Source organism: Paenibacillus sp. FSL M7-0802 (assembly GCF_038004945.1).
Lineage (GTDB): Bacteria > Bacillota > Bacilli > Paenibacillales > Paenibacillaceae > Paenibacillus > Paenibacillus polymyxa_B.
Genome location: NZ_JBBOSD010000001.1, coordinates 1,067,274 through 1,093,859 on the forward strand (window position 1 = coordinate 1,067,274; position 26,586 = coordinate 1,093,859).

A 26,586-nucleotide genomic window follows, 5' to 3' on the forward strand; every position below is an offset into this window, starting at 1 on the left:
CTATATCTTGTTCACTGGAAGTCGCTTATGGGATTTTTGCAAAATCCTCACACCAATGTACATTTTTCAAAACATGCACATTAGCTGTCTATAAGTTTTAACGCTTGCTTGGATCATAAAGTTGACCTAAAGCGGCCGGAGCGCGTGAACGTCCGACAGCCGCTACCAGTACAATAATCGTCAGGAGATACGGCAACATAAAAATAATTTCCTGGGGAATACTTTGCGACCATGCGAACAGCTGCACATAGTTGCGAATGGCTTGTGAAAAACCAAAAAACACTGCTGCGCCAAAAGCGCCGAGCGGATTCCATTTACCGAAAATCATAGCGGCAATAGCAATATATCCCTGCCCCGAAACTGTATTGTGCGAGAACATGTTGGTTGTAGTCAGAGTAATTGTAGCTCCACCAATCCCAGCCAACGCCCCACTGATCATAACGCCAATATAACGAAGACGATTTACTTTAATACCCACTGTATCGGCCGCTCCTGGATGCTCCCCAACGGAACGCAAACGCAAGCCAAACGGTGTTTTATACAAAGTAAAATAGCCAATAATAACTAATAGAATGGCTAAATATGTCGTTGGGTAAGCTTGGAAAAAGGCTTTTCCTGCAATCGGGATATCCACAAGGTAAGGGATCGATATTTCGTTAAAACCCTGAATCCGACCGGTGTCACCATCTCCCTCAAATAAAAGCTTAACCATGTACAGTGTACTACCTGCTGCCAGAAAGTTAATAACTATACCGCTTATAACCTGATCGGCTTTAAACGTAATAGAGGCTACAGCATGAATTAGCGAAACCAAAATACCGAACACGGCAGCTGACAGCACACCTACCCAAGCCGCAGAGGTGCCTCCTAGTCCAGCTTGCTCGGCATAAAATCCGCCAACACCCGCTGCAAACGCTCCAAATACCATAAGTCCTTCCAACCCGAGGTTCGTTACACCGGATTTTTCTGAAAAAACTCCGCCGAGAGACGCAAAAATAATCGCCGTCGCAAAAACGAGCGTTGTATGGATTAATTCACCAAGTGTTAACCAACTCATTTTACAACACCTTCTCTTTCTTACGCTTGGAGTAGAGCGGCTTCACAACCCAACGTACAATACCTTGGGCCGCAATGAAGAAAATAATCGAGCCAATGACAACCCGGATAATCTCGGGCGGTACATCTGCGCTAAAGCTCATCCCCGCAGAACCATACGTAAGCGTTCCGAACAAAACAGAACCGAGCAGCACACCGAATGGGTTATTCATCCCAATCAGAGCTACAGCGATACCATCAAAACCCGTTCCCGGTGATCCTGCCATGACAGATTGATAATGGAATACTCCCAGCACTTCAAAGGCGCCTGCCAATCCGGCAAAAACCCCACTAATAAACATCGCTTTTATGATATTACGATTTACATTCATACCTGCATAACGGGATGCATCCTGATTAAATCCGACAGCCCGAAGCTCATAGCCCTGCTTTGTTTTCCACATGAAAATGTAGAAAAAGACTGCTGCCAGCACAGCAATAACTGTGCCCCAATGTACCCGAGCATTCCCCATCATCTGGGACAGCCATTCGATGGAAATTGAAGCAGAAGGCTGAATATCCACAGAACGATTTTCACCATCCATAAGTGCGAACTGATTGATCACCAAATTAGCCAAATACAGACCGATCCAGTTCATCATAATACATGTAATAACTTCATTAACGCCTCGTTTGGCCTTCAAATAGCCAGCAATCGCAGCCCACAGACCTCCGAAAACTGCACCTGCAATTACAGCTAGCGGTGCATGAATGATAGCTGGCAACCCATGAAGTTTAATGCCCACAATCGAAGCAGCTGTCATACCTACCAGAAACTGACCTTCGCCGCCGATATTAAACAAACCGGCGCGGGCCGCAAAAGCAAATGCCAACCCCGTTAAAATCAGCGGAGTCATCTCACGGATAGCCTCTCCAAAGTTGTAGGAATCTCCGTATACACGGCTAAACAAAGCAGAATAGGCCACAATAGGGTCATACCCGCCAATCAGCATCACAATAGCACCCAGAAGGAGACCCAAAATAATAGAGACCAGCGCCAGTACAAAGGAGTCTTTTGTGAATATTTTCAATAGATTAGCCATTCTCTACTCCTTTCTTCACTGCACTTCCTGCCATCATCAGTCCCAGTTCCTGGTCATTCGTTTCTTCTGGCAGCACTTCCCCGACAATCTTGCCCTCATAGATGACAGCAATTCGGTCGGATACATTCATAATCTCGTCCAGTTCAAAAGATATGAGCAATACAGCTTTACCTTGGTCCCGTTGGGCAATCAGTTGTTTCTGGACAAATTCAATAGCTCCGACATCCAGACCGCGTGTAGGCTGTGCTGCAATGAGAAGGTCTGGATTTTTATCAATTTCACGCGCAATGATAGCCTTCTGCTGGTTCCCACCAGATAATGCTCTTGCCTTCGTGTGAATATCCGGTGTTCTTACATCAAACTTTTCGATAAGACTTTTGGCCTGTTTCTCTATAGCATCTTTGTTCAAGAAGCCATTTTTACTGTAAGGCGCCTGGTAATACGTCTCCAGCACCATATTTTCACTCATAGAAAAATCGAGCACCAACCCATGCTTATGACGGTCCTCCGGTATATGTGAAACGCCTGCCTCTGAAATTTTGCGTGGTGGCTGATTGGCCACCTCTTGTCCGAGCAAACGAATGCTCCCACCATCCACCTTGCGTAAGCCTGTCAAAGCTTCGATCAGCTCACTCTGTCCATTACCATCTACTCCGGCAATCCCCAAAATCTCGCCCGCCTTAACCTGCAGGTTCAACTCATTTAGAACATTAATGCCATCCTTGTTTTTAGAAATTACATTGTTCATTTCCAGTACCGTCTGTCCTGGTTGCGCAAGCTGCTTGTCCACTTTAAAGGACACACGACGGCCCACCATTTTTTCAGCCAGCTCATTGGGTGTTGTTTCAGACGTCTTGACCGTATCAATAACCTGACCTCTGCGAATGATCGTAACCGTATCTGCAATTTGCATAATTTCTTTAAGTTTATGAGTAATAAGAATAATTGATTTGCCTTCAGCGACCAAGCGTTTCATAATGTCCAGCAACTCAGTGATCTCCTGCGGTGTCAGTACAGCTGTAGGCTCATCGAAAATCAGAATATCTGCACCGCGATAGAGCGTTTTGATAATTTCTACACGTTGCTGCATACCAACAGATATATCCTCAATTTTGGCATTCGGATTTACCTGAAGGCCGTACTGCTCAGACAACCGCTGTACTTCTGCGGCAGCCTTTTTATAATTGATTTTCAGACCCTTACGTGGCTCCGAGCCCAGGACAATATTTTCGGTCACAGTAAACGGCTGTACGAGTTTAAAATGCTGATGCACCATGCCAATCCCCAGATCAATTGCCTTATTTGGACTATCAATCTGTACGGGTTTACCTCCGATTTCAATTGTCCCTTCATCCGGCTGATACAGTCCGAAAAGAATATTCATAAGCGTAGATTTACCCGCGCCATTCTCACCCAAAAGGGCATGAATTTCTCCCTTATGCAGCTTGATGCTGATGGAGTCGTTGGCAACGATGCCGGGGAATCGTTTTGTAATTTGCTTTAACTCAACGACGGGGGTCGCTGCATCCATGAGATCACCCTTATACACTTTATAGTATGTGCTCCAATGAGCTGATTTTGCCCGTTATAATCCATATAACTCCAGACGTAAGAACAAGGCTAGTCTTATGAACCAGCCTTGTCGCCACCTATATGTTCTTCAAGCCAAACTTATTTCGAAGGAACTGTAATTTCGCCCTTAATGATTTTTTGCTTGTATTGTTCTACAAGATCAAGCACGTCTTTAGGTACGTTTTTCGTTGATGTGTCTGCCAAACCAATACCATTATCCTTCAGAGCCAGTGTCTCGACACCGCCCTTAAATTTACCGTCAATCACTTCTTTAGATACGCGTTTTACAGCTTCATCTACACGTTTTACCATCGAAGTCAATGTTACGTCGTCACCAAACTCAAGCGATTGGTCTTTATCTACGCCAATAACCCATACTTGCTGCCCTTGTTGCTTACGTGCGAGTGCTTCGTTAAATACACCTGTACCAGATCCGCCAGCTGCATGGAAAATAATATCCGCACCGCTGTTATAGATCGTCGCAGCTGCTGCTTTACCCAGGTCCGGCTTATCAAATGCACCTGTGTAGTTAACTTCCAATTTTGCATTTGGATTTACAGCTTTAATTCCTGCTTCGAATCCTTTTTCAAAACGTTTGATCAACGGGCTGTCTTGTCCACCCACAAAACCAATTTTGTTTGTTTTGGTAAGTTTACCAGCTACAACCCCCACCAAGAAGGAACCTTCATTTTCAGCAAAAACAACCGATTTCACGTTAGGCGCATCCACGACACTGTCAATGATCGCCAAGTTTTTGCTTGGGTTGTCTTTCGCTACTTGTCCAATCGCATTCGCCAGATTAAAACCGATTCCCCAAGTCAAGTTAAAATCACCCTTAACAAATTGGTTCAGGTTAGGAATATAATCTTGATCGGATTTACTTTGCAGGTATTTAACTTTAGCGCCTGATTCTTTCTCAGTGGCTTGTAGTGCCTCCCAAGCAGATTGGTTAAACGATTTGTCGTTTACTCCACCCACATCTGTAACCATGCCAATTTGGACATTCGATGTTTTGGCAGAACCACCTGTGTCTCCACCATTTGCGTTGGACGCACCTTGATTTTTGTTACCGCAGCCTGCGAGAATGACCGAGATCGCCAGCAGCATAACCAAAGACATACTGAACATTTTCTTCATGCTGATACTGTTCCCCCTTAGTGTTAGATCCCTGGACTGTCTCTTTTCTTTGAACATGTACATGCTCATGCATGTCATTTACTGACGAGACAGATCGTACAGAAGACTTACTTTAGAGATTATACAATTATGATCGGCTAAAATCTAGACAATTAATAACCTTGGGTCAATTTTTTTTAAAGTTCCATCAATGTAAGCGCTACAAAGTTAAAAAAAAACATACATTCTTCCATCTCACGTCATATTTATTCGTATTTTGGAGAAAACGAAGTCTTTACCGTAACATTGAGTATGTACAAAAAAAGGCATCCCTACACAGCGTACTGCTTGGGATACCTTTTTACCACTTTCGCGGTTTCCACGCTTCATTATTAATAATTAAGCGTTGATTTTGCCTTTAGCAACAGTTGCCAAAGAGTTGAATGCATTAATATCATTGACTGCAAGATCAGCCAAGATTTTGCGGTTAATGTCCACACCAGCCAATTTCAGGCCGTGCATCAATTTGCTGTAAGACAAACCGTTCAAACGAGCTGCTGCGTTGATACGCACGATCCACAGTCTGCGGAAGTTACGTTTCGTCTGACGACGGTCACGGTATGCGTAAACAAGCGATTTCATTACCTGCTCGTTAGCTGTTTTAAAAATGCGGTGTTTGGAACCAAAATAACCTTTAGCAAGCTTCAATACTTTTTTATGACGACGACGAACGACGAATCCGCCCTTTACTCTTGCCATATCAATAGACCTCCCAAATAATGTTTATACTTCATTCATTGCAGTGCTAGTGCTATTTCAGGTTAGCAAGACCTTGTTTCAGACGTTTAACGTCCCCAGGTGCCATCTCAGGGTTAGTACCCAGAACGCGTTTTGCACGTTTGGATTTGTGGGAAAGCAAATGGTTTTTGTAAGCTTTGTAACGCATTACTTTACCAGTACCGGTAATTTTGAAGCGGCCTTTAAGGCTGCTATGTGTTTTCATTTTAGGCATTGAACTTCCTCCTTAATTTGTCATTGACTCTTTGGAGCCAATATCATAATCATGCTGCGTCCTTCGAGCTTGGGTTGGCGCTCCACGGTACAAAGATCAGCAACTTCCAATTTCACACGTTCGAGAATTTTTTGACCCACATTAGCATGAGTAATTTCACGACCGCGGAAACGAACGGAGCATTTCACCTTGTCCCCTTCATTCAGGAACTTCACCACATTGCGAAACTTGGTTTGGTAGTCATGTTCCTCGATGTTGGAACGGAACCATACCTCTTTGATGTCAACGATCTTCTGGTTTTTACGGGCTTCCTTTTCTTTCTTCTGTTGCTCATAGCGGAATTTTCCGTAATCCATAATCCGACACACGGGCGGCTTCGCTTGAGGCGCCACGTTCACGAGATCCAAGTTTGCGTCAATCGCCATTTGCAAAGCTTCACGCGTCGGTGTAATCCCGATTTGTTCCCCATTCGCACCAACTAGACGTACTTCTCTCACCCGAATCTCATCATTGATCATATGTTCCTTACTAATAACCCTCCACCTCCAGAACCTGTTATTGTTGTATTGTGTTTAAGCACAAAAAAGGGATGACGACTACACAGCCGACATCCCTGTCTGATACTCAATTCATCATGAAAGTTCAATTCACAAATCATTGGATCATGACCAGCCGGCAATACCGGGCAGGTGAGAAGTCGGACCTTCTACTTGTTAATCCATCTTTTCAATTAACATACTCGAATATCTTATCACGGTGCAATCGTGGTGTCAACCCTTTAATGAAAAATGAATGACACCGATCTTCAGTCCTATTTCACCGTCCAATTAACCTTGCTTACTTTGAACCTCTTCCAAGCGAACGACACGCGTATGCTGGGTATGGCTCCATTGCTTATTGTTCTGTGTAAAGAACGCATAGACCGTAATCGGATACCACGAAATCGCATAGATCGGGAACAGCAATAAGTACAGATATACTTTTTTGAATGTGACCTTTTCCAAAATCATTGCGATCACAAAAGTAGCAACATTCAGACCAATAGCTATAACACCAGTCCAAGCTGGTAACTGTACATAGATGTTCTCGATATTAGGTCCTCCAAAGAAGGCGATATCTATCCACATCGCTACTGTCATCAAGAAGGTGAGCAGTACGATATACACGTTCAGACCATAAAGAGCCATATCGAATTTAATCAGGCTTCTATGCTTGATACTTTGCCACAGCAACGGGAAGAAATAACGACGAGCAACAGTGAAGTGACCTTGCATCCAGCGCAGACGCTGTCTTGACGAGGCCTTGAATGTCAACGGCTTTTCATCATATACCTTGGCATCGTAATTAAATCTTGGATATACGTTGCACTGTGTGCAGCGCATGGTGAATTCCAAATCCTCTACCAGACTTGTCGCACCCCAGCCCATTTCCTTAAGCAGATTTGTTTCAAAGCACATGCCTGTACCACCGAGGAAGTTAGCCATGTTCAGATTGTGACGTGACAGCTGCCACAAACGGTTGATGTACCAATAAGATACCCCGTATGCCGCTGTAATCCAAGAATCCTCAGGATTCTTAGTATCAATGTACCCCTGAATAACACGGGCACCTGTACACAGATCATTGTTCATTTCACTCAAGAAATTGGTATGCGCCAAATTATCAGCATCAAACATGACAATAGCATCATATTGGCGCGGCATAGCCCATAATTCCTTGAGCATCCACTCAATAGCGTAGCCTTTACCACGCAGATTCGGATTCGTACGTTCACAAGCATTCATGCCGTGAGCGCGAACGATGTCCGCAGTCTTATCTGTACAGTTATCACAGATTACGAACACATCGTAAAGTTCCTTCGGATAATCAAGTTGCTTCAAATTTTCCATCAATGCTCCGACAACCTGTTCTTCATTGTGGGCAGCGACTAAAATGGCAAATGATTTTTCTGGAGCCGCGTGCTCTTTCCTTTTCTTGCGAACCAATCCGAACAAGGAGAATGCAAACTGATAGACTGCGATCACCGCCAGTATGATCTGGAGCGTCACGAAAATAGCGTCTAACATGATCTCTTGTTACCCCCTTTTTATACCCCTTAAAATCTTGCGTTTGTTTGTTTTCTATCTGTGTAGCGCAAGTTGCGGCGCTTTGCGCGCCTTTTCTGTAGTTTTTGACCCGACCCTTGCTTTCTTCATTGGCTGTGCGCAGCCCCCTTTTGGCTGACACAGGAATGCCATTACGATTTTCGTTGGTTTTCAATCTTTTGTCAAAGCCCTTAAACTGGTCTCAGCAGCAAAAAAACACAACAAACTCCCGTTTGAACCGGGAATGCGGCGCTGGGCTTCTCATTCATGACGCTTAGGTCTTATTTTCATCCATTTGCTAACTTTTTATTTCTTTGGTCCCTCCTTTTTGTGGGCCAATTAGCAACCACTTCTAAACACTCTATCTTATTAGACGGATGAACGCAAAGAAAGTTATACAATTCGGCTTATATTCCATTAACATTTTTGTGTAGAATTGAACCAAGTAATTTATGAATCTTTAGTGATTCTTGAAATGAACAGCGTTTAAAAATATGATGAGAGCAAGAGAATAATTACTTATGGTCTGATTATGTCAAAATGACTCAAAATATTTGCCGACTGACCTGAACCGGCAACCGGAGGAAACCAAATGCAACGTCTAGTCGTAAAACTTGTAAATCTGGAGCAGCAGTTGTTCAAATGGATCAACGGACGCTTACACAACCGTTTTTTGAACTTCTGGCTTTATTATCTCACACATTTAGGTGGGGCTACCTTTACTATAGCCTCCACACTCCTTATTTGGTGGCTCGCTCCGAATCCGTGGAAAGATTCCGGTATGAAGGGAGCCATCGCTCTCGGGGTCAGTCACATCCCGGTAGCTATCGTTAAAAGGCTGTATCCGCGGATTCGCCCGTATTTGGCGCTACCAGGTACAAATACATTCCGCAACCCCTTGTCGGACCATTCTTTTCCCTCAGGGCACACGACCGCTATTTTTTCAGCTACCGTGCCTTTTATGCTACAGTCACCGATGCTAACACTGTTGCTGTTGCCTGTAGCGACAATTGTAGGTTTTTCTCGGATTTATCTGGGTCTCCACTACCCAACGGATGTACTCGCAGGAGCGGTCATCGGAACGTCTGCAGCAATAGGAACGGTTGCATTCTGGCCTTAAAGCCGATATGGTATGATTGAGAACATCCCAGCAGGAACAGGTGAAATGAGAGTGGCTAAAAAACGAGTGTTATTATTATCGGAAGGTTTCGGTGCCGGACATACTCAAGCTGCCTACGCGCTCTCAAGCAGTTTGCGGAAGCTTTCTCCGAATGTGCAGACAAGAGTGCTGGAGCTGGGGAGTTTTTTGAATCCAAGAATGGCCCCGCTTATTATTACAGCATACAAGAAGACTGTTGTATCGCAGCCTCGCCTAGTCGGATTGGTTTACCGTCATCAGTACAAAAAATCATTAAACCGTCTTACAACGCTCGCTTTGCACCGTCTGTTCTACACGCAGACCCGAAACATTCTCCGGCAGCTTCGTCCCGATTTGGTGGTATGTACTCACCCCATCCCAAGCGCGGTAATTTCACGTTTGAAGCGCTTAGGTTTACATGTTCCGCTTTGTACTGTCATTACAGACTACGATGCACATGGAACATGGATTAGTCCTGAGGTTGACCGGTACTTTGTATCTACGCCTGAAGTCATGCGTAAGCTGCGCGCGCGCGGAGTACCCGTCTCGAAAATCCAGGTGACCGGCATTCCCGTTCATCCAAATTTTTGGGAACATCCTGGGCACGATGAAATTAGAGAACAATTTGGACTTAAACCCATCCCGACCGTACTCGTTATGGGTGGCGGCTGGGGCCTTATGAATGACGAAGTCATACATCGTTCGCTTACTCAGTGGAGAGAAAACATTCAATTTATTTTTTGTTTGGGGCATAATGATAAAATTCGTCGTAAAATGCAATTGGATCCTAGGTTTAATCATCCAAATATTCATATCTTCGGATTTACACGGGAAATCGACAAATTAATGGAGGTATCGAATCTGCTCATCACCAAACCCGGCGGAATGACATGCACCGAGGGATTGGCCAAAGGGATTCCGATGCTGTTTCACAAACCTCTCCCTGGACAGGAGGAGGAAAATTGTCAATACTTTACGGCTCAAGGCTTCGGAGAACCGATTACTTCGCTGGATGTTGTCGTTAAATGGATGAACCGACTGCTACACGATTTTCCAGAAATCGTCCGCAAGCGACAGGAGCACGTCCATAATGTAGCGCGATATTATCCTCTTCAGAGCGCACAGAGTATTCTGGATATACTGGAACCGAACAGGGTGCTTTCCTAAAAGGAAGCACCCTGTCTTATTTTATCCGTTTGATCTGTTTTTATTTCCCATACTTTTCGAGACGTGTTTTTCCGTACTCTTCCAAAGCATCTTTGCCGATCAGCACCTCGACTCGATGAATATTCATACCTTTGCCCATGAACTTTTGTTCATATTCCGTCATGACATGCTCTTCGTTGATCCCCTCACGATGAAGGTTTAACGAAATATTCGTCATCTGCAAACCGCTATCGGCAAACGAATTCAGAGAAAACTCAAACAGTGTCTCCGAATCGGTCTTAAAATGAATTTGTCCTTTGCTGTTCAAAAGCTGACGGTACTTGTCCAAAAAACGCGGATGCGTCAAACGACGACGTGCATGCTTGGCTTTAGGCCAGGGATCACTAAAATTCAGATAAATGCGTTCAATCTCTCCTGGTTCAAAAACATTCTCGATCTGTTCAATGTTTGCCAGTGCCAATTTGATATTAGGCGGCGTATCAACCTCTGAATTACTCCAGGCCAGACGAGACTTTTCTGTTGCACGGCGAACCAGCTCATCATACATATCAAAGCCAATATAGTTAACCTCCGGATTCCGGAAGCTCATTTGGCTTATAAATTGCCCTTTACCCATACCGAATTCCACATGAATGGGACGATCATTACCAAAAACCTGCTGCCATTTCCCCTTATACTGTGCCGGCTCCAAGATGACTAGATCCTGCTGTTCTTCCAGACTTTCCCGTATTCCTTTTCTTCCGCGTAAACGCATGTTACTCCTCCATATACTCTGTTATCAAGGAAAAAGGAATTTCACCCCCGCTTGAAGATACGGAAATGAAATTCCTTTTTCAATATATTTGGATTGGGGTCCAACTAATTTAATTGTTCATAGTCTACCCCATCAGCAGGTGAAAAATCAATTGTCTTTTGGCAAGCCGCTCTGATTTTTTGACGTGCGGTCGTTCCAATCTGACGATCCTGCCCAAAACGGACACCAGTCAATGCCAACGCCTCATCAAAGGTTAACTCAACAGTAACTTTATCCATACGCGTCTTATCCTGCGCATTCATAAAAGATCACCTCACGGGTTATTTGTGATGGAACCGACGTGCACTTACCCTAAAACAGGCGATAGAAACAGCATAGCTGCCTCCCTGAAGAATAATCATTAGCAACGGATAACTTTTATCTTCAGGATCGAAAACAGTCCTTTTATTGTATGTCTGGTACCGCTTACAATATAACACATTGTGTAACCTTTTTCAATCCGCAACGCCATAAAATCCGCACATTTTATTGACTTGTTCGGTCAAATGATTCCCAATGAAGACTGATTTTTGTTACAATAGGGTGATCGTAAAAAAAGGAGTACACCCATGAAAACAGATTTATTGCCTGCTCCTCTCCTGTCGGGAGATAAACGGTTCCATACTTGGAATTACGAAATGCGTGAGCAATTTCAAAATAAAGTGTTCAAAGTCATGCTGGATGCGGGTTTTACCTGTCCGAATCGCGATGGTTCCATCGCTAAAGGGGGTTGCACCTTTTGTAGCGCACGCGGATCGGGTGATTTTGCTGGGCGTCGTCGTGATGATCTGGTCACCCAGTTCAATACGATTCGGGATCGGCAGCATCTAAAATGGCCAAACGCCAAATATATTGGCTATTTCCAAGCCTACACTAATACGTATGCTCCCGTTGAGGAACTGCGAGAATACTTTGAGGTTATTCTGGAGCAGCCAGGCGTTGTCGGTCTGTCCATCGCTACACGTCCTGATTGCCTGCCTGACGATGTAGTGGATTACCTTGCCGAGCTAAACGAACGCACGTACCTGTGGGTTGAAATGGGTCTGCAAACTGTCCATGAATCGACCTCAGAGCTGATTAACCGTGCTCATGATACTCAATGCTATCTGGATGCGGTGGAAAAGCTGCGCAAGCGGAATATCCGCGTGTGCGCCCACATTATTTATGGTCTGCCCCAAGAGACGCATGAAATGATGCTCGATACGGGACGTGCAGTAGCGGCTATGGATGTGCAGGGCATCAAAATCCACCTGCTGCATCTCATGCGCAAAACGCCCATGGTCAAGCAGTATGAAGCGGGATTGCTACGCTTTCTGGAAAAGGACGAATACGTTAAGCTGATAGTTGATACGCTGGAGATTTTACCTCCCGAAATGATCGTTCATCGGTTAACCGGAGATGCCCCACGCGATTTGCTAGTGGGACCCATGTGGTCGCTTAAAAAATGGGAAGTGCTTAATGCCATCGATCATGAACTGAAGTCACGTGAAACGTGGCAGGGAAAATACTGGAGGCAGCCTTAAATGGGGTTCCTATCCGTCCTAAGCTACGCTCATCAATTGGTGGCTGCGCGGGTGCAGCCAGGTGATATTGCTATAGATGCCACCGTCGGCACAGGAGCAGATACGTTGTTTCTGGCAAAAGCTGCTGGCAAACGGGGCCGTGTCTATGGCTTCGACATCCAGCAAGAAGCACTGCATTGCGCCCGTCGTCGACTGGAAGAAAACGCTTCGCCTTCATTAGCAGAAGTATCGCTACTGCTACAAGGTCACGAGCAAATGCGGGAGGCCGTTCCAGGCATGCTGCATGGCAAAGTCGCTGCTGTCATGTTTAACCTCGGCTACTTGCCATCCGAAGGCGCCGATCCGACTGTCATCACCCATACAGACAGCACGCTCGTCGCACTTGATGCTGCCTTACAATTGCTGCGACCACGCGGCATTCTGACTGCCGTACTCTATCCAGGGCATGCTGGAGGCAGCGAAGAAGCAGAAGCCGTCCTTCAATGGGCTTCAGCTCTCCCGGTCTCCAGCAGTCAAAGCATTATTTATCGTCAATTACAACGAGCCGCTTCGCCTTACGTAGTGGCGGTTGAGAAGAAATAATGTCGGATTTTAAACTCAGGTTATGAGCGGCTTTTTTAGCCGCCTTACATATATCATTTTTCAAGCTCGTTTGGGCTCTATTCATCCCAGTTTATTGCCCCAGCGGCACGTTATTGATTTCCCTATTCTGTTAGGTCGCACTCATTACTCATTATGGAGGAGAGAAATTATGCTAAAGCCATACCCGCTGCAATTTCAACCTGAGTTCAAAGAGAGAGTTTGGGGAGGACGGGCCTTAGAGCAATTTGGTCTAACCCCACCAGAAGGACATATCGGGGAAGGATGGATGATTGCCGATCATCCAAACGGAACAACAACGGTCATCAATGGTGAGCTGGCAGGCAAAGGACTGGATGAAATCCGCGAGACCTACGGGCAGGATTGGCTCGGGGCCAAGGGTGTATCGGAAAAAGGCGGACGATTTCCACTTTTGATTAAACTACTGGATTGTAATGATGACTTATCCGTTCAGGTGCATCCGACAGATGATTACGCAGGACTTCCAGCCGGAGAATTAGGGAAAACTGAAATGTGGTACGTGCTTGATGCCAAGCCAGATGCCAAGATTATTTATGGTCTGACCGAAGGTGTAACTCGCGAGAGTCTGCGCACAGCTCTTGAAAGTGGGGACATCCTCGGCAGTTTGCGCCAGGTTCCAGTCGAAGCAGGCGATACGTTCTTCATTCCCGCCGGAACCGTACATGCACTGTGTGCAGGCGTTGTCGTTGCTGAAATCCAGCAAAATTCGGATACTACCTATCGCTTATATGACTACAATCGCCCCGGACTAGACGGCAAGCCTCGTGAGTTGCATATCGAGGATTCCCTCAATGTAACCTCCTACGAGGGTGCAGGTGCAACAACGATGAAAACGGACGGCTTACAGCCTGGAAAATGGCTCCAGCTGGCTGCCTGTGAGTATTTTGTTGTGGAAAAGGGTATCGTAGATGGAAGTTGGGCACTTTCTACAACGGAAGACAGCTTCACCATTCTCGTGATTTGTGAAGGCAGTGGGACCATAACATGGAACAATAATACCGAGTCTCATTCCTGTAAAGCTGGAGATTGCTTCCTGTTGCCTGCTAACCTGAGCGGTTACACGCTGAATGACGGAATGACCGTACTTAGATCTTATCTTCCTTAAAGCTTAAAGGATGTGATGTCTAATTATGCGGGAATACACCTTCACCATCGCTGAAAATGACGGAACAGAGCTTTTTGCCTACCGCTGGCTGCCTGATCAGAATTTGCCCATTAAGGGGATTGTTCAAATTTCGCATGGTATGTGCGAGACATCCTATCGCTACATTCGACTGGCCGAAAAGCTTACTGGTTGCGGTTATGGTGTGTATGCCAACGATCATATCGGTCACGGGCGCACGGCTGGTGATCCTGATAAGCTGGGTATGCCGGGAGCTAATGCGTTTAATCGAATGGCAAACGGCATGCTGGAGCTAGGCGAAATTGCGGCTAAGGAATTCCCTGATCAGTCTCGTTTTTTGCTGGGTCACAGCATGGGGTCCTTTTTAACCCAGAAAATTATGTATGATGATAGGCAAACGTATCACGGGTTTATTTTATCGGGAACCAACGGACGACGTGGTCTCCTAAAGCTCGGAGAGCAAGTTGCTCTACTGCAAGCCAAGCTGCAAGGAATGGATCATCGCAGCATGCTGCTCAACGCTATGGTCTTTGGCGGCTTTAACCGCGCCTTTCGTCCAGTGCGTACGGCGTTTGACTGGCTGTCCCGTGATCCTGAGGAAGTAGATCAGTTCGTACATGACCCATTATGTGGAGCTATTTGCACGACAGGCTTTTTTCTGGATTTTTTCAGGCTATTGCAAGAAATCCACTGGCCTTCCTCGCTGAAACACATCAATCCCAAGCTACCAGTTTATATTTTTGCCGGGGATCGTGATCCAGTGGGTTTGTTCGGTAAAGGTGTGTTGTCACTAGTGGAAATGTATCGAAGCCTAGAGCTTCAGGACATGGAGTATCGCCTCTATCCTGACGGTCGCCATGAGATGCTGCATGAAACAAACCGCGACGAGGTGATGAGTGACATCGTAGACTGGCTCGACCGTCATGTTAACACAGGGGTGACCTCTGTTTCCGCATTGTCTGGAGCCTCCGAGGCACCTGAACAATCAAACTCGCCCAAGTCATCAGCCTTGTGAGGAAATAAGAAAAGAAACCTTTAAAACCACGATTAAAGTGGGATTGAAGGTTTCTTTTTATTCCTTTATATTTCATTCGGGTATAGTTTTAAAAATCACCATGCATTTCGTTCTCTCAAGGAAGTAATATGAGCTGTATGATGTTTGCCATGCCAGGCATAGATGCCGATGTTTCGTTCCAGGCGGATCGTCTGGCCCGATTCAGGATGAATAAACGATCGGTGTAGCTGATCTTCTCCCAACGATCGCAACACGGTCACCCACCGTTCATGCAGTCCTTCTAGCAATTGCAACGAGGGTTCCAGTGGAAGCTCCCTGGCGTCTGGTATTTCGGCCCAACGCCCCTCATCATATGGCTTGATCGTAGGTGTATCCTCCGTCAGTGCCAGCTTAAAACGGATATAGCTGTTCATATGGCTGTCTGCCACATGATGAACTACCTGCCGAATCGTCCAGCCCCCTTCGCGATAAGGCGTATTTAGCTGCTGCTCATTCAATCCTTCGACCGCCTGACGCAGCTGTGCAGGCAATTCAGCAATGTCGTGAATCCATGCGATAAGCTGTTCTTCTGTAATGGTATCTGGAACAACGAATGATCCTATCGGATAGCGCAAGTCTTTATCCAAAACAGTTCCCGCCCTTCTCTACATCTACTGCCTGTCATATCAGTTGCCTTATGTTATAACTATGCAGGAAAAAAAGCAGACTCGCAAGAGTCTGCTTTTGTCATACACGTAAAGAGAAGATCCACTTACCTTTATTTTATCCTTCCAGTAACAATGATTCTGGATCTTCCAGCAATTCTTTAACCGTTACCAGGAAACGAACCGCCTCACTACCATCAATAATCCGGTGATCGTAAGACAACGCGATATACATCATCGGACGATTTTCCATGCGTTCCTCGTCGATGGCAATCGGGCGAAGTTGGATTTTATGCATTCCCAAAATACCCACTTGCGGCGTATTGAGAATTGGCGTAGACAGCAGGGAGCCGAAAATACCTCCATTGGTTATAGTAAACGTTCCTCCTTGCAAGTCGGCCAGAGAAAGCGAATTGGAGCGTGCTTTGCCAGCCAAATCTGCAATGCTCTTCTCGATCTCAGCAAAGCCAAGACGATCGGCATCCCGCACAACTGGCACGACCAAACCTTCCTTGGCAGATACAGCAATCCCGATATCATAGTATTTTTTCAGTACGATATCATCGCCATTAATCTCTGCATTCACGGTAGGGAAGCGCTTGAGTGCGCCAACCACTGCCTTTGTAAAGAAGGACATAAAGCCCAAACCTACATCATGTTTTTCCTTAAACTTATCTTTACGGCGTTTACGCACATCGAGAATGGCAGTCATATCCACTTCATTAAAAGTGGTGAGCATGGCAGCTGTTTGCTGTGCTTCAACAAGACGCTTAGCGATCGTCGCTCTGCGTCGAGACATCCGCTGGCGTTCCACAGGCTTGCTGTACTCCGTTTGTGCTGGAGACGGAGGCGCAGGCTTGCTAGTAGCGGGAGACGCAGGTACAGATGCTGCACGTGACACTTCAGCGCTGTTATGCGTTTTTACGTCCTCCTGGAAAACACGTCCGAGCGGGTCCTTTCCCTGTACCTGTTCAAGATCAATCCCGCGCTCACGCGCCAACTTCCGGGCGGATGGTGATGCCGTCTGGCCATTCCCGTCGCCATTCGATGAAATAGGCGGTGCAGACTTTTCTTCTGCTTTAACGCCGCCTCCTACGGAAGACGGTGAAGTCGCTACGGACGGTGCTTCAGGCGCTTGAGTCGCTGCAACTTCTCCAGCACCGGTTGATTCCGCATCACCACTGCCGCTTCCGATCAAGCCAACAGCTTCACCGATGACCACAGTATCTCCCTCCTGACGAAGGATTTTCTGGACCACACCTGCTTCTTCCGCACTAATTTCCAGATTGACCTTATCGGTTTCCAGCTCCAGTAGAACATCTCCCTGTCCTACGGAATCCCCTTCCTTCACAAGCCATTTGGAGATTGTTCCTTCCGTGATGGATTCTCCCATTGCTGGCACTATAATATCGCTCACAGCCGCTACCTCCCAAGTGTAATATTGTTTTTGGAATCCTGCTTCAACGCCGATTGAATAATTCGCTGTTGTTCTAGGCTGTGTACTTGCTGATAACCGCTGGCCGGGCTTGAACGATCTGGTCTGCCTGCGTAACGAATTTCCGCTCCCTGTGGCACTACATTCCGCAGACGAGGTTCAATGTAACTCCAAGCCCCCATATTTTTAGGTTCTTCCTGAGCCCATACGAACTCCTTAACATGCGGGAAGCGGCCGAAAATATTCCGAATTTCCTCTTCCGGGAAAGGGTATAGCTGCTCCACACGAATAATATGCAGACGCTCTTCTGCCTCATTCTTATCCTTTTCCAATGCTTCTTCGAGATCAATGGCAATCTTGCCACTGCACAGTACAATGCGCTCTACACGATCCGGACGTGCACCCAGACCAGGCTGTTCCAACACAGGACGGAACGCTCCTTCGCTGAATTCAGAAGCAGGCGAAGCGACACGATTATTACGAATCAGGCTCTTCGGCGACATCATCACAAGTGGACGGGCTTCCTCACTTTCGCTTAATGCAGCCTGACGGCGCAGCAGATGGAAATACTGAGAGGCACTGCTCAAATTAGCGACAGTCCAGTTATTTTGTGCGGACAACTGGAGAAAACGCTCCAGACGTGCGCTCGTGTGCTCTGGTCCTTGTCCTTCGCTACCATGCGGTAACAGCATCACCAGACTCGATTTCTGTCTCCATTTAGCACGGCCCGCAGAAATGAATTGGTCAAAAATAACCTGTGCACAGTTGGCAAAATCGCCGAATTGCGCTTCCCAAATCACTAACGTTTCAGGAGAATACACGTTATAGCCGTATTCAAAGCCGAGGACAGATGCCTCAGACAATGGACTGTTATGAATACTGAACGAAGCACGTGCTTCCGGCAAAGTATGCAACGGGCAATGTGTACGGCCTGTTTCAGGCTCATGCAGCACGAGGTTACGGTGAGCAAATGTAGCTCGCTCCGCATCCTGACCTGTCATACGAATAGGCTTGCCGTCTGCGAGAATGGTGGCCAAAGCCAGCGTCTCCGCCAAGCTCCAATCTACCTTTTCTCCCTCGTTCAGAGCGGTTTTTCTACGCTGTAAAATTCGATCCAGCTTCGGATATACATGAAAAGCCTGTGGCCATTTGAGCAAGTTTTCATTGATTTGGCGCAGCTTTTTCAATTCCACTGCAGTACGTACCATAGAACTCTGATTCTTTTTCGCCTTCACAGGAGTCATTTCCGGCTCTTGTTCCGGTTGATTCTTCACATGCTCATGCGCTTCCTTCAGTCTGGTTTGGACCTTTTCAATGAGGCCGGCACTAAACGCTTCATCCACAACCCCCTGCTTCATCAGCTTTTGAGCATACAACTTGCTCACCGTCGGATGATTCTTCACCTTACGATATACCAGCGGTTGTGTTGTTTCCGGGTCATCGGATTCATTGTGACCATAACGACGGTAACCAATCAGATCAATCAGAAAATCCTTCTTGAAACGATTGCGGTATTCGCCAGCCATACGAGCAGCTGCAATACAAGCTTCGGGATTATCCGCGTTCACATGCACAATTGGAATTTCATAGCCTTTAGCCAGATCACTGGCATAACGGGTCGAACGGGAATCGACACTTTCCGTTGTAAAACCCAGACGATTATTCACAATAATATGGACCGTGCCGCCATTACGGAAGCCACGCAAATTGGTGAAATTAAGTGATTCTGCCACGATACCTTCACCTGGGAAAGCCGCATCACCGTGCATAATAATTGTAGCTGCCTTGCTCACATCCAGCTTCGGATAACCAGCCTCACTGCGGTCTTCCTGTGCAGCTCGTGAAAATCCTTGTACCACTGGATTCACATATTCCAGGTGACTTGGGTTATTCGCCAATGTCAGACGGGCCTGCACCGCTCCCCCATCTTTTACAAAACGATCAGCACCCAGATGATATTTCACATCGCCAGTCCAGCCGTAGTTAATTCCTGTGGAACCTTCCGACGGGATCAAATCTTTATTCGGCGAATGATGAAATTCAGAGAAAATTTTACTGTAAGGCTTGCCCAGCACATGAGCCAGTACATTCAAACGGCCGCGATGCGCCATACCCATCAGGACATGACTTGCTCCTGCATTTGTGGTTAGACGAATAATCTCGTCGAGTACAGGGACAAGCACATCATTACCCTCAATCGAAAAACGTTTCTGTCCGACGAATGTTTTATGCAAAAACTCTTCGAACTGTTCTACTTCTACCAATCTGCCCAGCAACGACTTGCGTTCCTGTGTTGTGAGTGGCTTGGAGGACCAGCCGGATTCTGCATAGCTGTTCAGCCAGCGGCGTTCCTCCTCGTTATGAATATGACTAAATTCATAGGCAATCGGACCCGTGTATGCTACACGTAACCGTTGAATGGCTTCCCATCCGTTAAGTGTTCCCGCAGGAGCGTTATCCCATATTAAAGAGGCTGGAAAAGCCTTTAAGTCTTGTTCAGTTAAACCGTAAGATGCTGGATTAAGCAGGCGTGTATCCTGCTCTGCATCCAGTTCCAGCGGATCGATTTGGGCGGCTAAATGTCCGTATTCACGGATATTCCACACCATTTTCCCCGCTGTAACCGCTTTCTGCAATGTGTTCGAATCAAGGTGCCCCAAAGCACTTGTGGGGGGGCCTTGCAATTTGTTGTCTATCATGGAAGCAGCCGAGTATTCGGATTGTGGCGGCTCACCCCATTGATCAAACAGCTCGCGGTAAGCCGGATCAACTGTTCCGGGGTCCGCTACATACTTTTCATACTGGTCCTGCACATAACCTAGATTAGGTCCGTAATACGCCTGCCAAGGTACCTGTCTGCTGCTCTCTTCCATTGTCATCTCGTTCCCTCCGTCAAATTTTGAAATTCATAGCTGGACGGAAATCATTTTCATTTTTTTATTAAGTCTTCAATTTAAGTTGTTCACAATATGCTCACATTATATGAAATCCTTCATCAAAAGTCGAATTTCACAATTCTTATTCCTCTTCCATTGTATAAAGTTTTCTAGCTATGAGCATTTCCTTTTTCTCAACATATCCATGCGTAAATGAGATGAATCGGGCTATTCTGTAATTCTCCCTCCCATTATAGACAATTACCGTATGGATTATTTCAGATAACATATCGGACAATTAAAAGAGGCCATTCCACAAAAAGAAGAAAAGCTTTGACTGGTATAAAAAAGTAATCACTACAAATGGCGAGGATTTAGCTTCATTAAGATTGAAGACTGACACCCATTTGTGAGTCAGACTCAAACACCTGGCAACTTAAATAACCAGCCGTCAGATATCAACCGACGGCTGGTTATTTAAGTTTATGTTGCTCTCATACTACGCCAAACCATTTTGAAAACAACTTCCCAGTCCACCCCAATATGATTACGTTAACAGCAGAATTTAAAAGGTAGAGGGTCCGATACGATGCAAATTCAAACTTAAAGTGACATTAAAGTCACTTTTCTGTACAATATTCCTACTTTTCACTATTATTTTAATTAGGCATCTAAAAACCGCTTTGAAAGCGAAAGGGATGGAACTGTGACTGGATTAAAACAAGTACTCAGAAACAAGAATTATGTCAGGTTTTTTCTGGCAACCTTCGCCTCACAAATGGGAGGAATTATCGGGGTTACTGCATTCATGTTTTATTTGTTGAAACGGTTTACAAATCAGCCATACTATGCAACGCTTGCCGAGTTAATGTATTCGCTTCCGATGCTGGTAGTATTTCTCGTGGTTGGAGTGCTAGCAGATCGGATGGACCGACAAAAAATTGCTGTTAATTGTGACTGGATCAGCGCTTTTTTATCCTTATGTTTGCTTATTTTTATTTGGGTCGATTCGATTCCTTTGATATTTGCCCTCCTCTTCATCCGTAGTGCTGCCTCCAAATTTTTCTTTCCAGCCGAAAGTGCCATTATACAGGGGATATTAAACGAAGAGGATTACACCATTGCCGCAGGCCTCAATCAAATGATGGGGAGTCTTTTCATGTTATTTGGAGGAACTCTAGGGGCTGTCGTTTACTGGCACTTTGGAATTACTGGAGCCATCCTAATTGATGCTGTTTCTTTTATTGTGTCTGCATTGTTTATTCGTTCCTGCAAAATTCCAAAGGAAGTACGCCTTCCGAACGGGGCACATCAATTTAAACAATTAAAATTCAAACTTGTCATGATCGATTTTAAACAAGGGTTTCTTTACATATTACGCAACAGACTATTGCTTTGGTTGGTTTCAGGCTTTTTCATGTTTGGTATTTTAAATGGTGGTTTTAGCGTTTTACCGATGTTTATTCTTAAATATAAGCTAGCTCCAGACAACTATGAGCAGTATATGGTATGGACAGGTATTATTTTTGGAGCTGGTGTGTTGCTTGGTACCCTAATCGCATCTCTCATCTCCGCCAAGCTAAAGCTACACCAAATGATTGCAGCGGGAGTTCTGGTAGCCGGAATGGGTATGTGCACACTTGGATTTGTTAACCACCTCTATGCTTTTCTGATTATCAACTTTGTCATTGCACTGATACTTCCGTTCATTAACATTGGTATAGGAGGATGGCTTCCTCGTATTGTAGATCCTCAAATGATGGGACGAGTGCAAGGTTTGATTAATCCGTTAATGATGCTGTCCCAGTCTCTTACATTAGGTTTCATTGCTGTAAGCTTCCCTTCATTTATTCCAATTGAGCTCTTGTTTTTATTAGTTGGGGTCTGTACCGTTATTGTAGGAATATACTACACTATTGTGCTTCCCCGTTATGCTGATTACAGCACTTCTTCCAAGACCCTTCAGGAATCTTTATAGTCAAATTAAAAAAGTCAAACAGCAGACCATTCCGCCAGGGATTGTTGAGTTGCCACTTCTGCCTCCGAATCCAGTGCAGAGGTGGCTTCATACATTCGTTGCATACGACTAGCTCGTCACAACCCAGTAGAGACATAGACCGATAGGATATGTAATATTCAAAAAAAAACGCCCGGCAGACGCATTAGCTGCATCAGCAGGACATTTTGATAAAAATCGGAGTAGCGGGATTCGAACCCACGACCTCACCCACCCCAAGGGTGCGCGCTACCTAGCTGCGCTATACCCCGATAACCCAGTGTATGTAGATCGATGCTGTTATTTACTATTATATTCTGGTCATAAAATCCTGTAAAGGGATTATTTTCTCGTTCTTCCGTTGCATTTTTAAGTTGTTTTCATTATGGTAGATACAAAAGTTAAGAGGTCAAAGACAGAGATCTTAGGAGCTAACCATGCAAAGCAAAAAAGTGCTTATACCCGTTGCATTACTTCTTTTAATACAGTTAAGTGTTCCTATGTGCTATACCTTTGCACAGGATAACCTTGTCATAGATCATGAAACGAAAGAGAGATTCAAAGAACATTATGGCTTGGATGAACCGGAATTTCCTTCATCAAAGCAGCAGCAAAACATATTATTGGGAGGTGATTTTGGATTTACTCCCTCTGGTGATGCTGTTGTGGTGGAATTGACCATATTGATTCGGTATCCGCTCATTTTTATCAGTCAACAACTGGTACATTCACTGAAATCATAATTTTTTTCTACAAGTTCCATGATATAGAGCATAAAAATCATTTATTTCGTAGCAAGTTGTCTGCCACTTGGGGTCACTTCATCCTTCTTATTGAAAAGGTTTAATTCAATGGGTCCCCTACCATGTAGCCACAGCAGTTCATCGAATAAAAATGTCAGTCCATCCTTAGCGCGTAAGCGTTCGATGATCTCCGTGACAACTTGCATAACTTCCCCTTGTACACCCTCTGCCAGTTGCAATCCTCCGCTCTCTCCATCTAGGTAAAGATGCGTATGATATGATTGCTCCACCTTCTTCACATGACGCAAACACAGTATGCCATTTTCGAGGTAAAAGAAGTATTGATGGTCATACAGAATTCCTTCGCATATTTCATACATATGAGGTAAATCATATGGCCCCTGAACCATGGATACCCGTTCCAATCCCATTACCCATTCTGTCATATATCCTCGCTCCATTCCTTTGTTCAAAGTTTCTTATTTGCCAATATACTTTCTTCTACAGGTAGTTTTTCAAACTAGGTGGTTGAACGATAATTAATTGCTAATTGTAAAACGTTTTGGTACGATAAGCATATTACTACGACGTTCACAAATAACATTTCAATAAACCAAATGCACATTACAGTGTTATTTTTGTTGTTTTCAGAATACATCGAACAGTGTTTATTGTCAATACTTTGATGTTGCTTTTTAACACTATAGAATGCATTTAGCTGGAGGAAAATATGATAAAGATTCATCTTTCCCGTATTATGGGCGAAAAACGAATAAATATTGCTGAGCTTTCCCGCATGACTGGATTACATAGAAACGGAATCACCAAACTTTACAACGAAGAAACAGACGGTGTGAAATTTGATACGCTAGATAAAATCTGTAAAGCTCTAGACTGCCATGTTCAAGATGTTATCGAGTATGTAGAGGATGATACAGACTAGATCCCTTCCGTTTATTTCCCCCTCCTCACGCATTTATTTGTTTAGAATTATCAAAATAGTAACTGTTGCTAATTTTAAATCATTTTGATACTATGAAGACATTAAATTAGTTTACTTATAATCTTGTTAACTAGATTACTTATTTACAAATATATATCTCTAACCTACACTTGTCAACTAGTTTACTTGATTACTTTTGGAGGAATTGTTGTGATTAGATTTTCTCTTGATAAAATTATGAAGGACCGTGGACTCGAACAGAAAGATATTGTTTCTATTACGGGAATTAATAGGAATACGGTTAAAGCTTTGGCCTCCAATGCAAACGCCCGAATTGACTTTCCAACCTTGAATACACTTTGTAGAACCCTTGGCGTACTCCCTGGTGAACTGATCGAATACTTGCCAGAAGACGACGAAGAGAGCCGTTAACATGCTTACGGCCCTCTGTTTTTTATACAATATTCAAATTTTTTACCGATCTTCCCATTCAATTGATTTCGATCATCGTAATCCCTTCCTATCGACGATTTCAAATAAACTCTTCCCATGTATGATAAATGTCAAATAAAGCATTAGGGTTACGTTGTCCCTTTAATACTGCAAACATTTTATTCGATAAAATCATGATCACATCCATATCTTTTTGCTTAGTCAAACCAGTGATAACAGGGCGATTAAGGCTAACATACGACTTGGGTTTAAAAACAACTCCCCAATCCAACCCACTGTGACTACTTTTTACAACCTCACCTAGATAAATGGCAATATCCAGTGTAAAAGCTTGGGATTTTGTGTCGAGTTTATTCTCATATATATAGCTCTTCAACCATTTTTCAGTCTCTGAATGCTCCTCTTCTAATTCTGAAGCACTTTTACTTTGAATCTGTACACTCCCTAGATACCATTCCCAAATATCTATTAGCGAACGCTAACTGTAATCCAGATGTATCAGTGAAAATGCGCCAAGTTGCTCTAAACGCGAAGGTATTTGTTGTTTAAACCAATTAAAATGTTCTTTAGCTTCGTTTTTACTCATTTCAGAGTATTCTTTCATGACAAAAGGTGGTTGCATTAATTTATATTTCATTTCAAAAATTCCCTTCTTGCTTTGCTATCTTAATTCGAAGAAAAATTCACGGTAACACCACCTGATACTAAGATCGTTAGAAGATCCGTAAAATATTGCTGTGGTGAAAATCTATAACATCTCCCTTCTTGATCCCATTCTTCCTCGAATCTTTCCAAGAAATAATGTACGTTTTTCCAATGGATCGTGAACGGTCCTACTGTCCCAAAACCTCCACAGAGACAGTCCGATATACTGTCCAAGCTAAATCCATAGTACCCTCCGGGCCCATTAATCGCTTCACCAAGTGCTATGAAAAATGTTGTAAAATCAGATATGTATTCGCCGTCCAAAGTGTAGACTTCTCCTCGTTTATCCAGTCTAGCAAAATGATTAGATGCAGAATGTATTCTAGTCACGTTTAGCCACCCAGACCGTTCTTCTTTAGAAAAGCCTTGCCATATATTATTTTCAAGCGACTGAGCTCCCTTTAAAAGCTCCCATAATCTTAATTCCACAGGGGAGGGCTTCGTTTCAAGTATACCTGTTAACTCCAGATTGAAGTTTCCTTTATTGTGGTTTAGTTTATGGATTATGTAGGATTCAGGTAGGTGATAATGATAGCTTCCAATCACTGTTTTTTCATCATTTAAAATAGCAATGTACAAGTTGTATACAGATTGTTTTGTCTTTGTTATGCTTTCTATGAATTCTTCGTTAAATACAAATTGCTCAAAAATGACCTTTTCATATGTTTCGACAATGATATCACCCGTTAAACCAACCACATCTCTACAATATCCAACTGTGAGCCCACTTTCATCGTCAATGAAAGCAAATCTATATTTCATATCATATCTCCTCACAATAAATTTAAGGAATGTAGCATTTCGGAATAGAGCAATAATCAATTAATTTGAAGCCAATAAGGTTTAAAGTCATCTACACTTCTTATCTTTTTTAGATCTTCTGCAGGTATTGCAAAATAAATTTTTCCCTTCTCGGACTTAAATGTTAACGAAGCATCATACTTCTTTTCAACAATCCACTGCTTTATTTCCAACATCTCTTGAAGATAATGAGTGGCTGAAAAGTTACCTTTAATAAGAATTGTAGCGTTTGATGAGAAAGCTCGGCTAACAGTAGAATAGCTTGGAATTTCATTGCGGTATATTATAGTATGACTTCCAAGACTATATATATCTACTATCACTTCTGCATCTGATCCTGTAACTTCCTTTACTGTTTTGATCACGGCTGTTTTTAGCTCATCCCTCCACACAGAAGAGGCGTAGTTATCCATCATTTTCCCATAATAGTCTTCATCCACCAAAAAAGAAATCCCTGAGTCAGAGATCACATTAGCTATAAATTTATCATTCTTAAAATCATAATCTATTGAATCGATTTTCCAGTTCATAGTGTACGTTTTATGTAGGTAGTCAGTGACGTTACTCCGAAATTGGACTCTTTCTATCGGACTTCCTGTTGTAATTGATACAACTGTATATGCAATTACAATAATGATCACGAATAAAACAGCTTTTTTCAGCACTCCAACCAAACCTCTCTAATAAA

At 44.2% G+C, this 26,586-nt stretch carries 28 protein-coding genes and 1 tRNA gene; 10 read left to right on the plus strand and 19 right to left on the minus strand.

The window, feature by feature from the left end; all coding sequences use genetic code 11:
- Window positions 1–97: 97 nt before the first annotated feature.
- The 8 genes from MHB54_RS05395 to MHB54_RS05430 all read right to left on the minus strand — a co-directional run bounded on the left by MHB54_RS05395 (window position 98) and on the right by MHB54_RS05430 (window position 7,904).
- Window positions 98–1,057 carry an ABC transporter permease gene (locus MHB54_RS05395; RefSeq protein WP_010349245.1) on the minus strand — a complete coding sequence of 320 codons (960 nt, stop codon included), beginning with the start codon at window positions 1,055–1,057 and terminating at the stop codon, window positions 98–100.
- Between the two features lies 1 nt (window position 1,058).
- A complete protein-coding gene (locus MHB54_RS05400; RefSeq protein WP_013309382.1) occupies window positions 1,059–2,138 on the minus strand; it encodes an ABC transporter permease in 1,080 nt (359 codons plus the stop codon).
- Window positions 2,131–3,669 (minus strand): ABC transporter ATP-binding protein, encoded by a 1,539-nt coding sequence (locus MHB54_RS05405; protein WP_023987756.1) that lies wholly within the window; start codon window positions 3,667–3,669, stop codon window positions 2,131–2,133. Before MHB54_RS05405 ends, MHB54_RS05400 begins: the two co-directional genes overlap by 8 nt.
- Window positions 3,670–3,809: 140 nt before the next feature.
- Entirely contained in the window at window positions 3,810–4,847 is a 1,038-nt protein-coding gene (locus MHB54_RS05410) for a BMP family lipoprotein (RefSeq protein ID WP_023987755.1), read from the minus strand.
- Window positions 4,848–5,225: 378 nt separating this feature from the next.
- Window positions 5,226–5,585, minus strand: coding sequence for a 50S ribosomal protein L20 (gene rplT / locus MHB54_RS05415; protein WP_007429517.1), 360 nt, complete (start codon window positions 5,583–5,585; stop codon window positions 5,226–5,228).
- A 52-nt stretch (window positions 5,586–5,637) separates the two neighbouring features.
- The gene (gene rpmI / locus MHB54_RS05420; protein WP_013309379.1) at window positions 5,638–5,838 is read right to left on the minus strand and encodes a 50S ribosomal protein L35; all 201 of its coding nucleotides are present in this window, start codon (window positions 5,836–5,838) and stop codon (window positions 5,638–5,640) included.
- A gap of 20 nt (window positions 5,839–5,858) precedes the next feature.
- Window positions 5,859–6,356, minus strand: coding sequence for a translation initiation factor IF-3 (gene infC / locus MHB54_RS05425; RefSeq protein ID WP_013309378.1), 498 nt, complete (start codon window positions 6,354–6,356; stop codon window positions 5,859–5,861).
- 309 nt (window positions 6,357–6,665) lie between these two features.
- A complete protein-coding gene (locus MHB54_RS05430) occupies window positions 6,666–7,904 on the minus strand; it encodes a glycosyltransferase family 2 protein (protein ID WP_023987754.1) in 1,239 nt (412 codons plus the stop codon).
- Window positions 7,905–8,514: 610 nt separating this feature from the next.
- On the opposite strand from MHB54_RS05430, the gene MHB54_RS05435 reads away from it, so the two are divergent.
- Together MHB54_RS05435 and MHB54_RS05440 are read left to right on the plus strand one after the other, a co-directional pair.
- On the plus strand, window positions 8,515–9,042 hold the full coding sequence (locus tag MHB54_RS05435; protein ID WP_013309376.1) for a phosphatase PAP2 family protein: 528 nt from the start codon (window positions 8,515–8,517) through the stop codon (window positions 9,040–9,042).
- A gap of 51 nt (window positions 9,043–9,093) precedes the next feature.
- The gene (locus MHB54_RS05440; protein WP_023987753.1) at window positions 9,094–10,227 is read left to right on the plus strand and encodes an MGDG synthase family glycosyltransferase; all 1,134 of its coding nucleotides are present in this window, start codon (window positions 9,094–9,096) and stop codon (window positions 10,225–10,227) included.
- A 40-nt stretch (window positions 10,228–10,267) separates the two neighbouring features.
- On the opposite strand, the gene trmB is transcribed toward MHB54_RS05440, so the two are convergent.
- Entirely contained in the window at window positions 10,268–10,981 is a 714-nt protein-coding gene (gene trmB, locus MHB54_RS05445; RefSeq protein WP_023987752.1) for a tRNA (guanosine(46)-N7)-methyltransferase TrmB, read from the minus strand.
- 104 nt (window positions 10,982–11,085) lie between these two features.
- A complete protein-coding gene (locus MHB54_RS05450; protein ID WP_013309373.1) occupies window positions 11,086–11,283 on the minus strand; it encodes a hypothetical protein in 198 nt (65 codons plus the stop codon).
- Window positions 11,284–11,589: 306 nt separating this feature from the next.
- On the opposite strand from MHB54_RS05450, the gene MHB54_RS05455 reads away from it, so the two are divergent.
- From MHB54_RS05455 to MHB54_RS05470, 4 genes are all read left to right on the plus strand, one after another.
- Window positions 11,590–12,543 (plus strand): TIGR01212 family radical SAM protein, encoded by a 954-nt coding sequence (locus MHB54_RS05455; RefSeq protein ID WP_340981456.1) that lies wholly within the window; start codon window positions 11,590–11,592, stop codon window positions 12,541–12,543.
- Window positions 12,544–13,125 carry a class I SAM-dependent methyltransferase gene (locus MHB54_RS05460; RefSeq protein WP_264454020.1) on the plus strand — a complete coding sequence of 194 codons (582 nt, stop codon included), beginning with the start codon at window positions 12,544–12,546 and terminating at the stop codon, window positions 13,123–13,125.
- Window positions 13,126–13,294: 169 nt separating this feature from the next.
- A complete protein-coding gene (locus MHB54_RS05465; RefSeq protein WP_264454021.1) occupies window positions 13,295–14,269 on the plus strand; it encodes a type I phosphomannose isomerase catalytic subunit in 975 nt (324 codons plus the stop codon).
- 25 nt (window positions 14,270–14,294) lie between these two features.
- Complete coding sequence (locus tag MHB54_RS05470) at window positions 14,295–15,302, plus strand: alpha/beta fold hydrolase (RefSeq protein ID WP_053324957.1); 1,008 nt, start codon at window positions 14,295–14,297, stop codon at window positions 15,300–15,302.
- 95 nt (window positions 15,303–15,397) lie between these two features.
- On the opposite strand, the gene MHB54_RS05475 is transcribed toward MHB54_RS05470, so the two are convergent.
- From MHB54_RS05475 to MHB54_RS05485, 3 genes are all read right to left on the minus strand, one after another.
- Window positions 15,398–15,928: a YfiT family bacillithiol transferase gene (locus tag MHB54_RS05475; protein WP_053324956.1), complete on the minus strand. Its 531-nt coding sequence runs from the start codon at window positions 15,926–15,928 to the stop codon at window positions 15,398–15,400.
- 136 nt (window positions 15,929–16,064) lie between these two features.
- Window positions 16,065–17,363: a 2-oxoglutarate dehydrogenase complex dihydrolipoyllysine-residue succinyltransferase gene (gene odhB, locus MHB54_RS05480; protein WP_028542972.1), complete on the minus strand. Its 1,299-nt coding sequence runs from the start codon at window positions 17,361–17,363 to the stop codon at window positions 16,065–16,067.
- Between the two features lie 5 nt (window positions 17,364–17,368).
- On the minus strand, window positions 17,369–20,260 hold the full coding sequence (locus MHB54_RS05485; RefSeq protein WP_264454022.1) for a 2-oxoglutarate dehydrogenase E1 component: 2,892 nt from the start codon (window positions 20,258–20,260) through the stop codon (window positions 17,369–17,371).
- 703 nt (window positions 20,261–20,963) lie between these two features.
- Between MHB54_RS05485 and MHB54_RS05490 the strand changes: the two genes are divergently transcribed.
- Window positions 20,964–22,235, plus strand: a complete 1,272-nt coding sequence (locus tag MHB54_RS05490) for an MFS transporter (protein WP_264454023.1) — start codon at window positions 20,964–20,966, stop codon at window positions 22,233–22,235.
- Between the two features lie 216 nt (window positions 22,236–22,451).
- Here the strand turns inward: MHB54_RS05490 and MHB54_RS05495 are convergent.
- A tRNA-Pro gene (locus MHB54_RS05495) sits at window positions 22,452–22,525 on the minus strand.
- 165 nt (window positions 22,526–22,690) lie between these two features.
- Between MHB54_RS05495 and MHB54_RS05500 the strand changes: the two genes are divergently transcribed.
- Window positions 22,691–22,996 carry a hypothetical protein gene (locus tag MHB54_RS05500; RefSeq protein ID WP_023987743.1) on the plus strand — a complete coding sequence of 102 codons (306 nt, stop codon included), beginning with the start codon at window positions 22,691–22,693 and terminating at the stop codon, window positions 22,994–22,996.
- Between the two features lie 41 nt (window positions 22,997–23,037).
- On the opposite strand, the gene MHB54_RS05505 is transcribed toward MHB54_RS05500, so the two are convergent.
- On the minus strand, window positions 23,038–23,442 hold the full coding sequence (locus MHB54_RS05505) for a hypothetical protein (protein ID WP_076158064.1): 405 nt from the start codon (window positions 23,440–23,442) through the stop codon (window positions 23,038–23,040).
- A 284-nt stretch (window positions 23,443–23,726) separates the two neighbouring features.
- On the opposite strand from MHB54_RS05505, the gene MHB54_RS05510 reads away from it, so the two are divergent.
- Complete coding sequence (locus MHB54_RS05510; RefSeq protein ID WP_023987741.1) at window positions 23,727–23,939, plus strand: helix-turn-helix domain-containing protein; 213 nt, start codon at window positions 23,727–23,729, stop codon at window positions 23,937–23,939.
- Window positions 23,940–24,149: 210 nt separating this feature from the next.
- Complete coding sequence (locus MHB54_RS05515) at window positions 24,150–24,371, plus strand: helix-turn-helix domain-containing protein (protein WP_010349271.1); 222 nt, start codon at window positions 24,150–24,152, stop codon at window positions 24,369–24,371.
- Between the two features lie 100 nt (window positions 24,372–24,471).
- On the opposite strand, the gene MHB54_RS05520 is transcribed toward MHB54_RS05515, so the two are convergent.
- The 4 genes from MHB54_RS05520 to MHB54_RS05535 all read right to left on the minus strand — a co-directional run bounded on the left by MHB54_RS05520 (window position 24,472) and on the right by MHB54_RS05535 (window position 26,563).
- The gene (locus tag MHB54_RS05520; RefSeq protein ID WP_264454024.1) at window positions 24,472–24,768 is read right to left on the minus strand and encodes a hypothetical protein; all 297 of its coding nucleotides are present in this window, start codon (window positions 24,766–24,768) and stop codon (window positions 24,472–24,474) included.
- A 102-nt stretch (window positions 24,769–24,870) separates the two neighbouring features.
- Window positions 24,871–25,029: a hypothetical protein gene (locus tag MHB54_RS05525; protein WP_340981458.1), complete on the minus strand. Its 159-nt coding sequence runs from the start codon at window positions 25,027–25,029 to the stop codon at window positions 24,871–24,873.
- Between the two features lie 29 nt (window positions 25,030–25,058).
- Window positions 25,059–25,859: a barstar family protein gene (locus MHB54_RS05530; RefSeq protein WP_340981459.1), complete on the minus strand. Its 801-nt coding sequence runs from the start codon at window positions 25,857–25,859 to the stop codon at window positions 25,059–25,061.
- Between the two features lie 56 nt (window positions 25,860–25,915).
- On the minus strand, window positions 25,916–26,563 hold the full coding sequence (locus tag MHB54_RS05535; protein ID WP_264454027.1) for a hypothetical protein: 648 nt from the start codon (window positions 26,561–26,563) through the stop codon (window positions 25,916–25,918).
- Window positions 26,564–26,586 lie beyond the last annotated feature (23 nt).

Coding starts and splice junctions, on each gene's coding strand:
- MHB54_RS05455 (WP_340981456.1), top strand. CDS start 11,590: ATGAAAACAGATTTATTGCCTGCTCCTCTCCTGTCGGGAGATAAACGG.
- MHB54_RS05460 (WP_264454020.1), top strand. CDS start 12,544: ATGGGGTTCCTATCCGTCCTAAGCTACGCTCATCAATTGGTGGCTGCG.
- MHB54_RS05435 (WP_013309376.1), top strand. CDS start 8,515: ATGCAACGTCTAGTCGTAAAACTTGTAAATCTGGAGCAGCAGTTGTTC.
- MHB54_RS05465 (WP_264454021.1), top strand. CDS start 13,295: ATGCTAAAGCCATACCCGCTGCAATTTCAACCTGAGTTCAAAGAGAGA.
- MHB54_RS05525 (WP_340981458.1), bottom strand. CDS start 25,029: ATGAAATATAAATTAATGCAACCACCTTTTGTCATGAAAGAATACTCT.
- MHB54_RS05405 (WP_023987756.1), bottom strand. CDS start 3,669: ATGGATGCAGCGACCCCCGTCGTTGAGTTAAAGCAAATTACAAAACGA.
- MHB54_RS05485 (WP_264454022.1), bottom strand. CDS start 20,260: ATGACAATGGAAGAGAGCAGCAGACAGGTACCTTGGCAGGCGTATTAC.
- MHB54_RS05470 (WP_053324957.1), top strand. CDS start 14,295: ATGCGGGAATACACCTTCACCATCGCTGAAAATGACGGAACAGAGCTT.
- MHB54_RS05450 (WP_013309373.1), bottom strand. CDS start 11,283: ATGAATGCGCAGGATAAGACGCGTATGGATAAAGTTACTGTTGAGTTA.
- trmB (WP_023987752.1), bottom strand. CDS start 10,981: ATGCGTTTACGCGGAAGAAAAGGAATACGGGAAAGTCTGGAAGAACAG.
- rpmI (WP_013309379.1), bottom strand. CDS start 5,838: ATGCCTAAAATGAAAACACATAGCAGCCTTAAAGGCCGCTTCAAAATT.
- rplT (WP_007429517.1), bottom strand. CDS start 5,585: ATGGCAAGAGTAAAGGGCGGATTCGTCGTTCGTCGTCGTCATAAAAAA.
- infC (WP_013309378.1), bottom strand. CDS start 6,356: ATGATCAATGATGAGATTCGGGTGAGAGAAGTACGTCTAGTTGGTGCG.
- MHB54_RS05400 (WP_013309382.1), bottom strand. CDS start 2,138: ATGGCTAATCTATTGAAAATATTCACAAAAGACTCCTTTGTACTGGCG.
- MHB54_RS05510 (WP_023987741.1), top strand. CDS start 23,727: ATGATAAAGATTCATCTTTCCCGTATTATGGGCGAAAAACGAATAAAT.
- MHB54_RS05430 (WP_023987754.1), bottom strand. CDS start 7,904: ATGTTAGACGCTATTTTCGTGACGCTCCAGATCATACTGGCGGTGATC.
- MHB54_RS05410 (WP_023987755.1), bottom strand. CDS start 4,847: ATGAAGAAAATGTTCAGTATGTCTTTGGTTATGCTGCTGGCGATCTCG.
- MHB54_RS05500 (WP_023987743.1), top strand. CDS start 22,691: ATGCAAAGCAAAAAAGTGCTTATACCCGTTGCATTACTTCTTTTAATA.
- MHB54_RS05530 (WP_340981459.1), bottom strand. CDS start 25,859: ATGAAATATAGATTTGCTTTCATTGACGATGAAAGTGGGCTCACAGTT.
- MHB54_RS05505 (WP_076158064.1), bottom strand. CDS start 23,442: ATGACAGAATGGGTAATGGGATTGGAACGGGTATCCATGGTTCAGGGG.
- MHB54_RS05395 (WP_010349245.1), bottom strand. CDS start 1,057: ATGAGTTGGTTAACACTTGGTGAATTAATCCATACAACGCTCGTTTTT.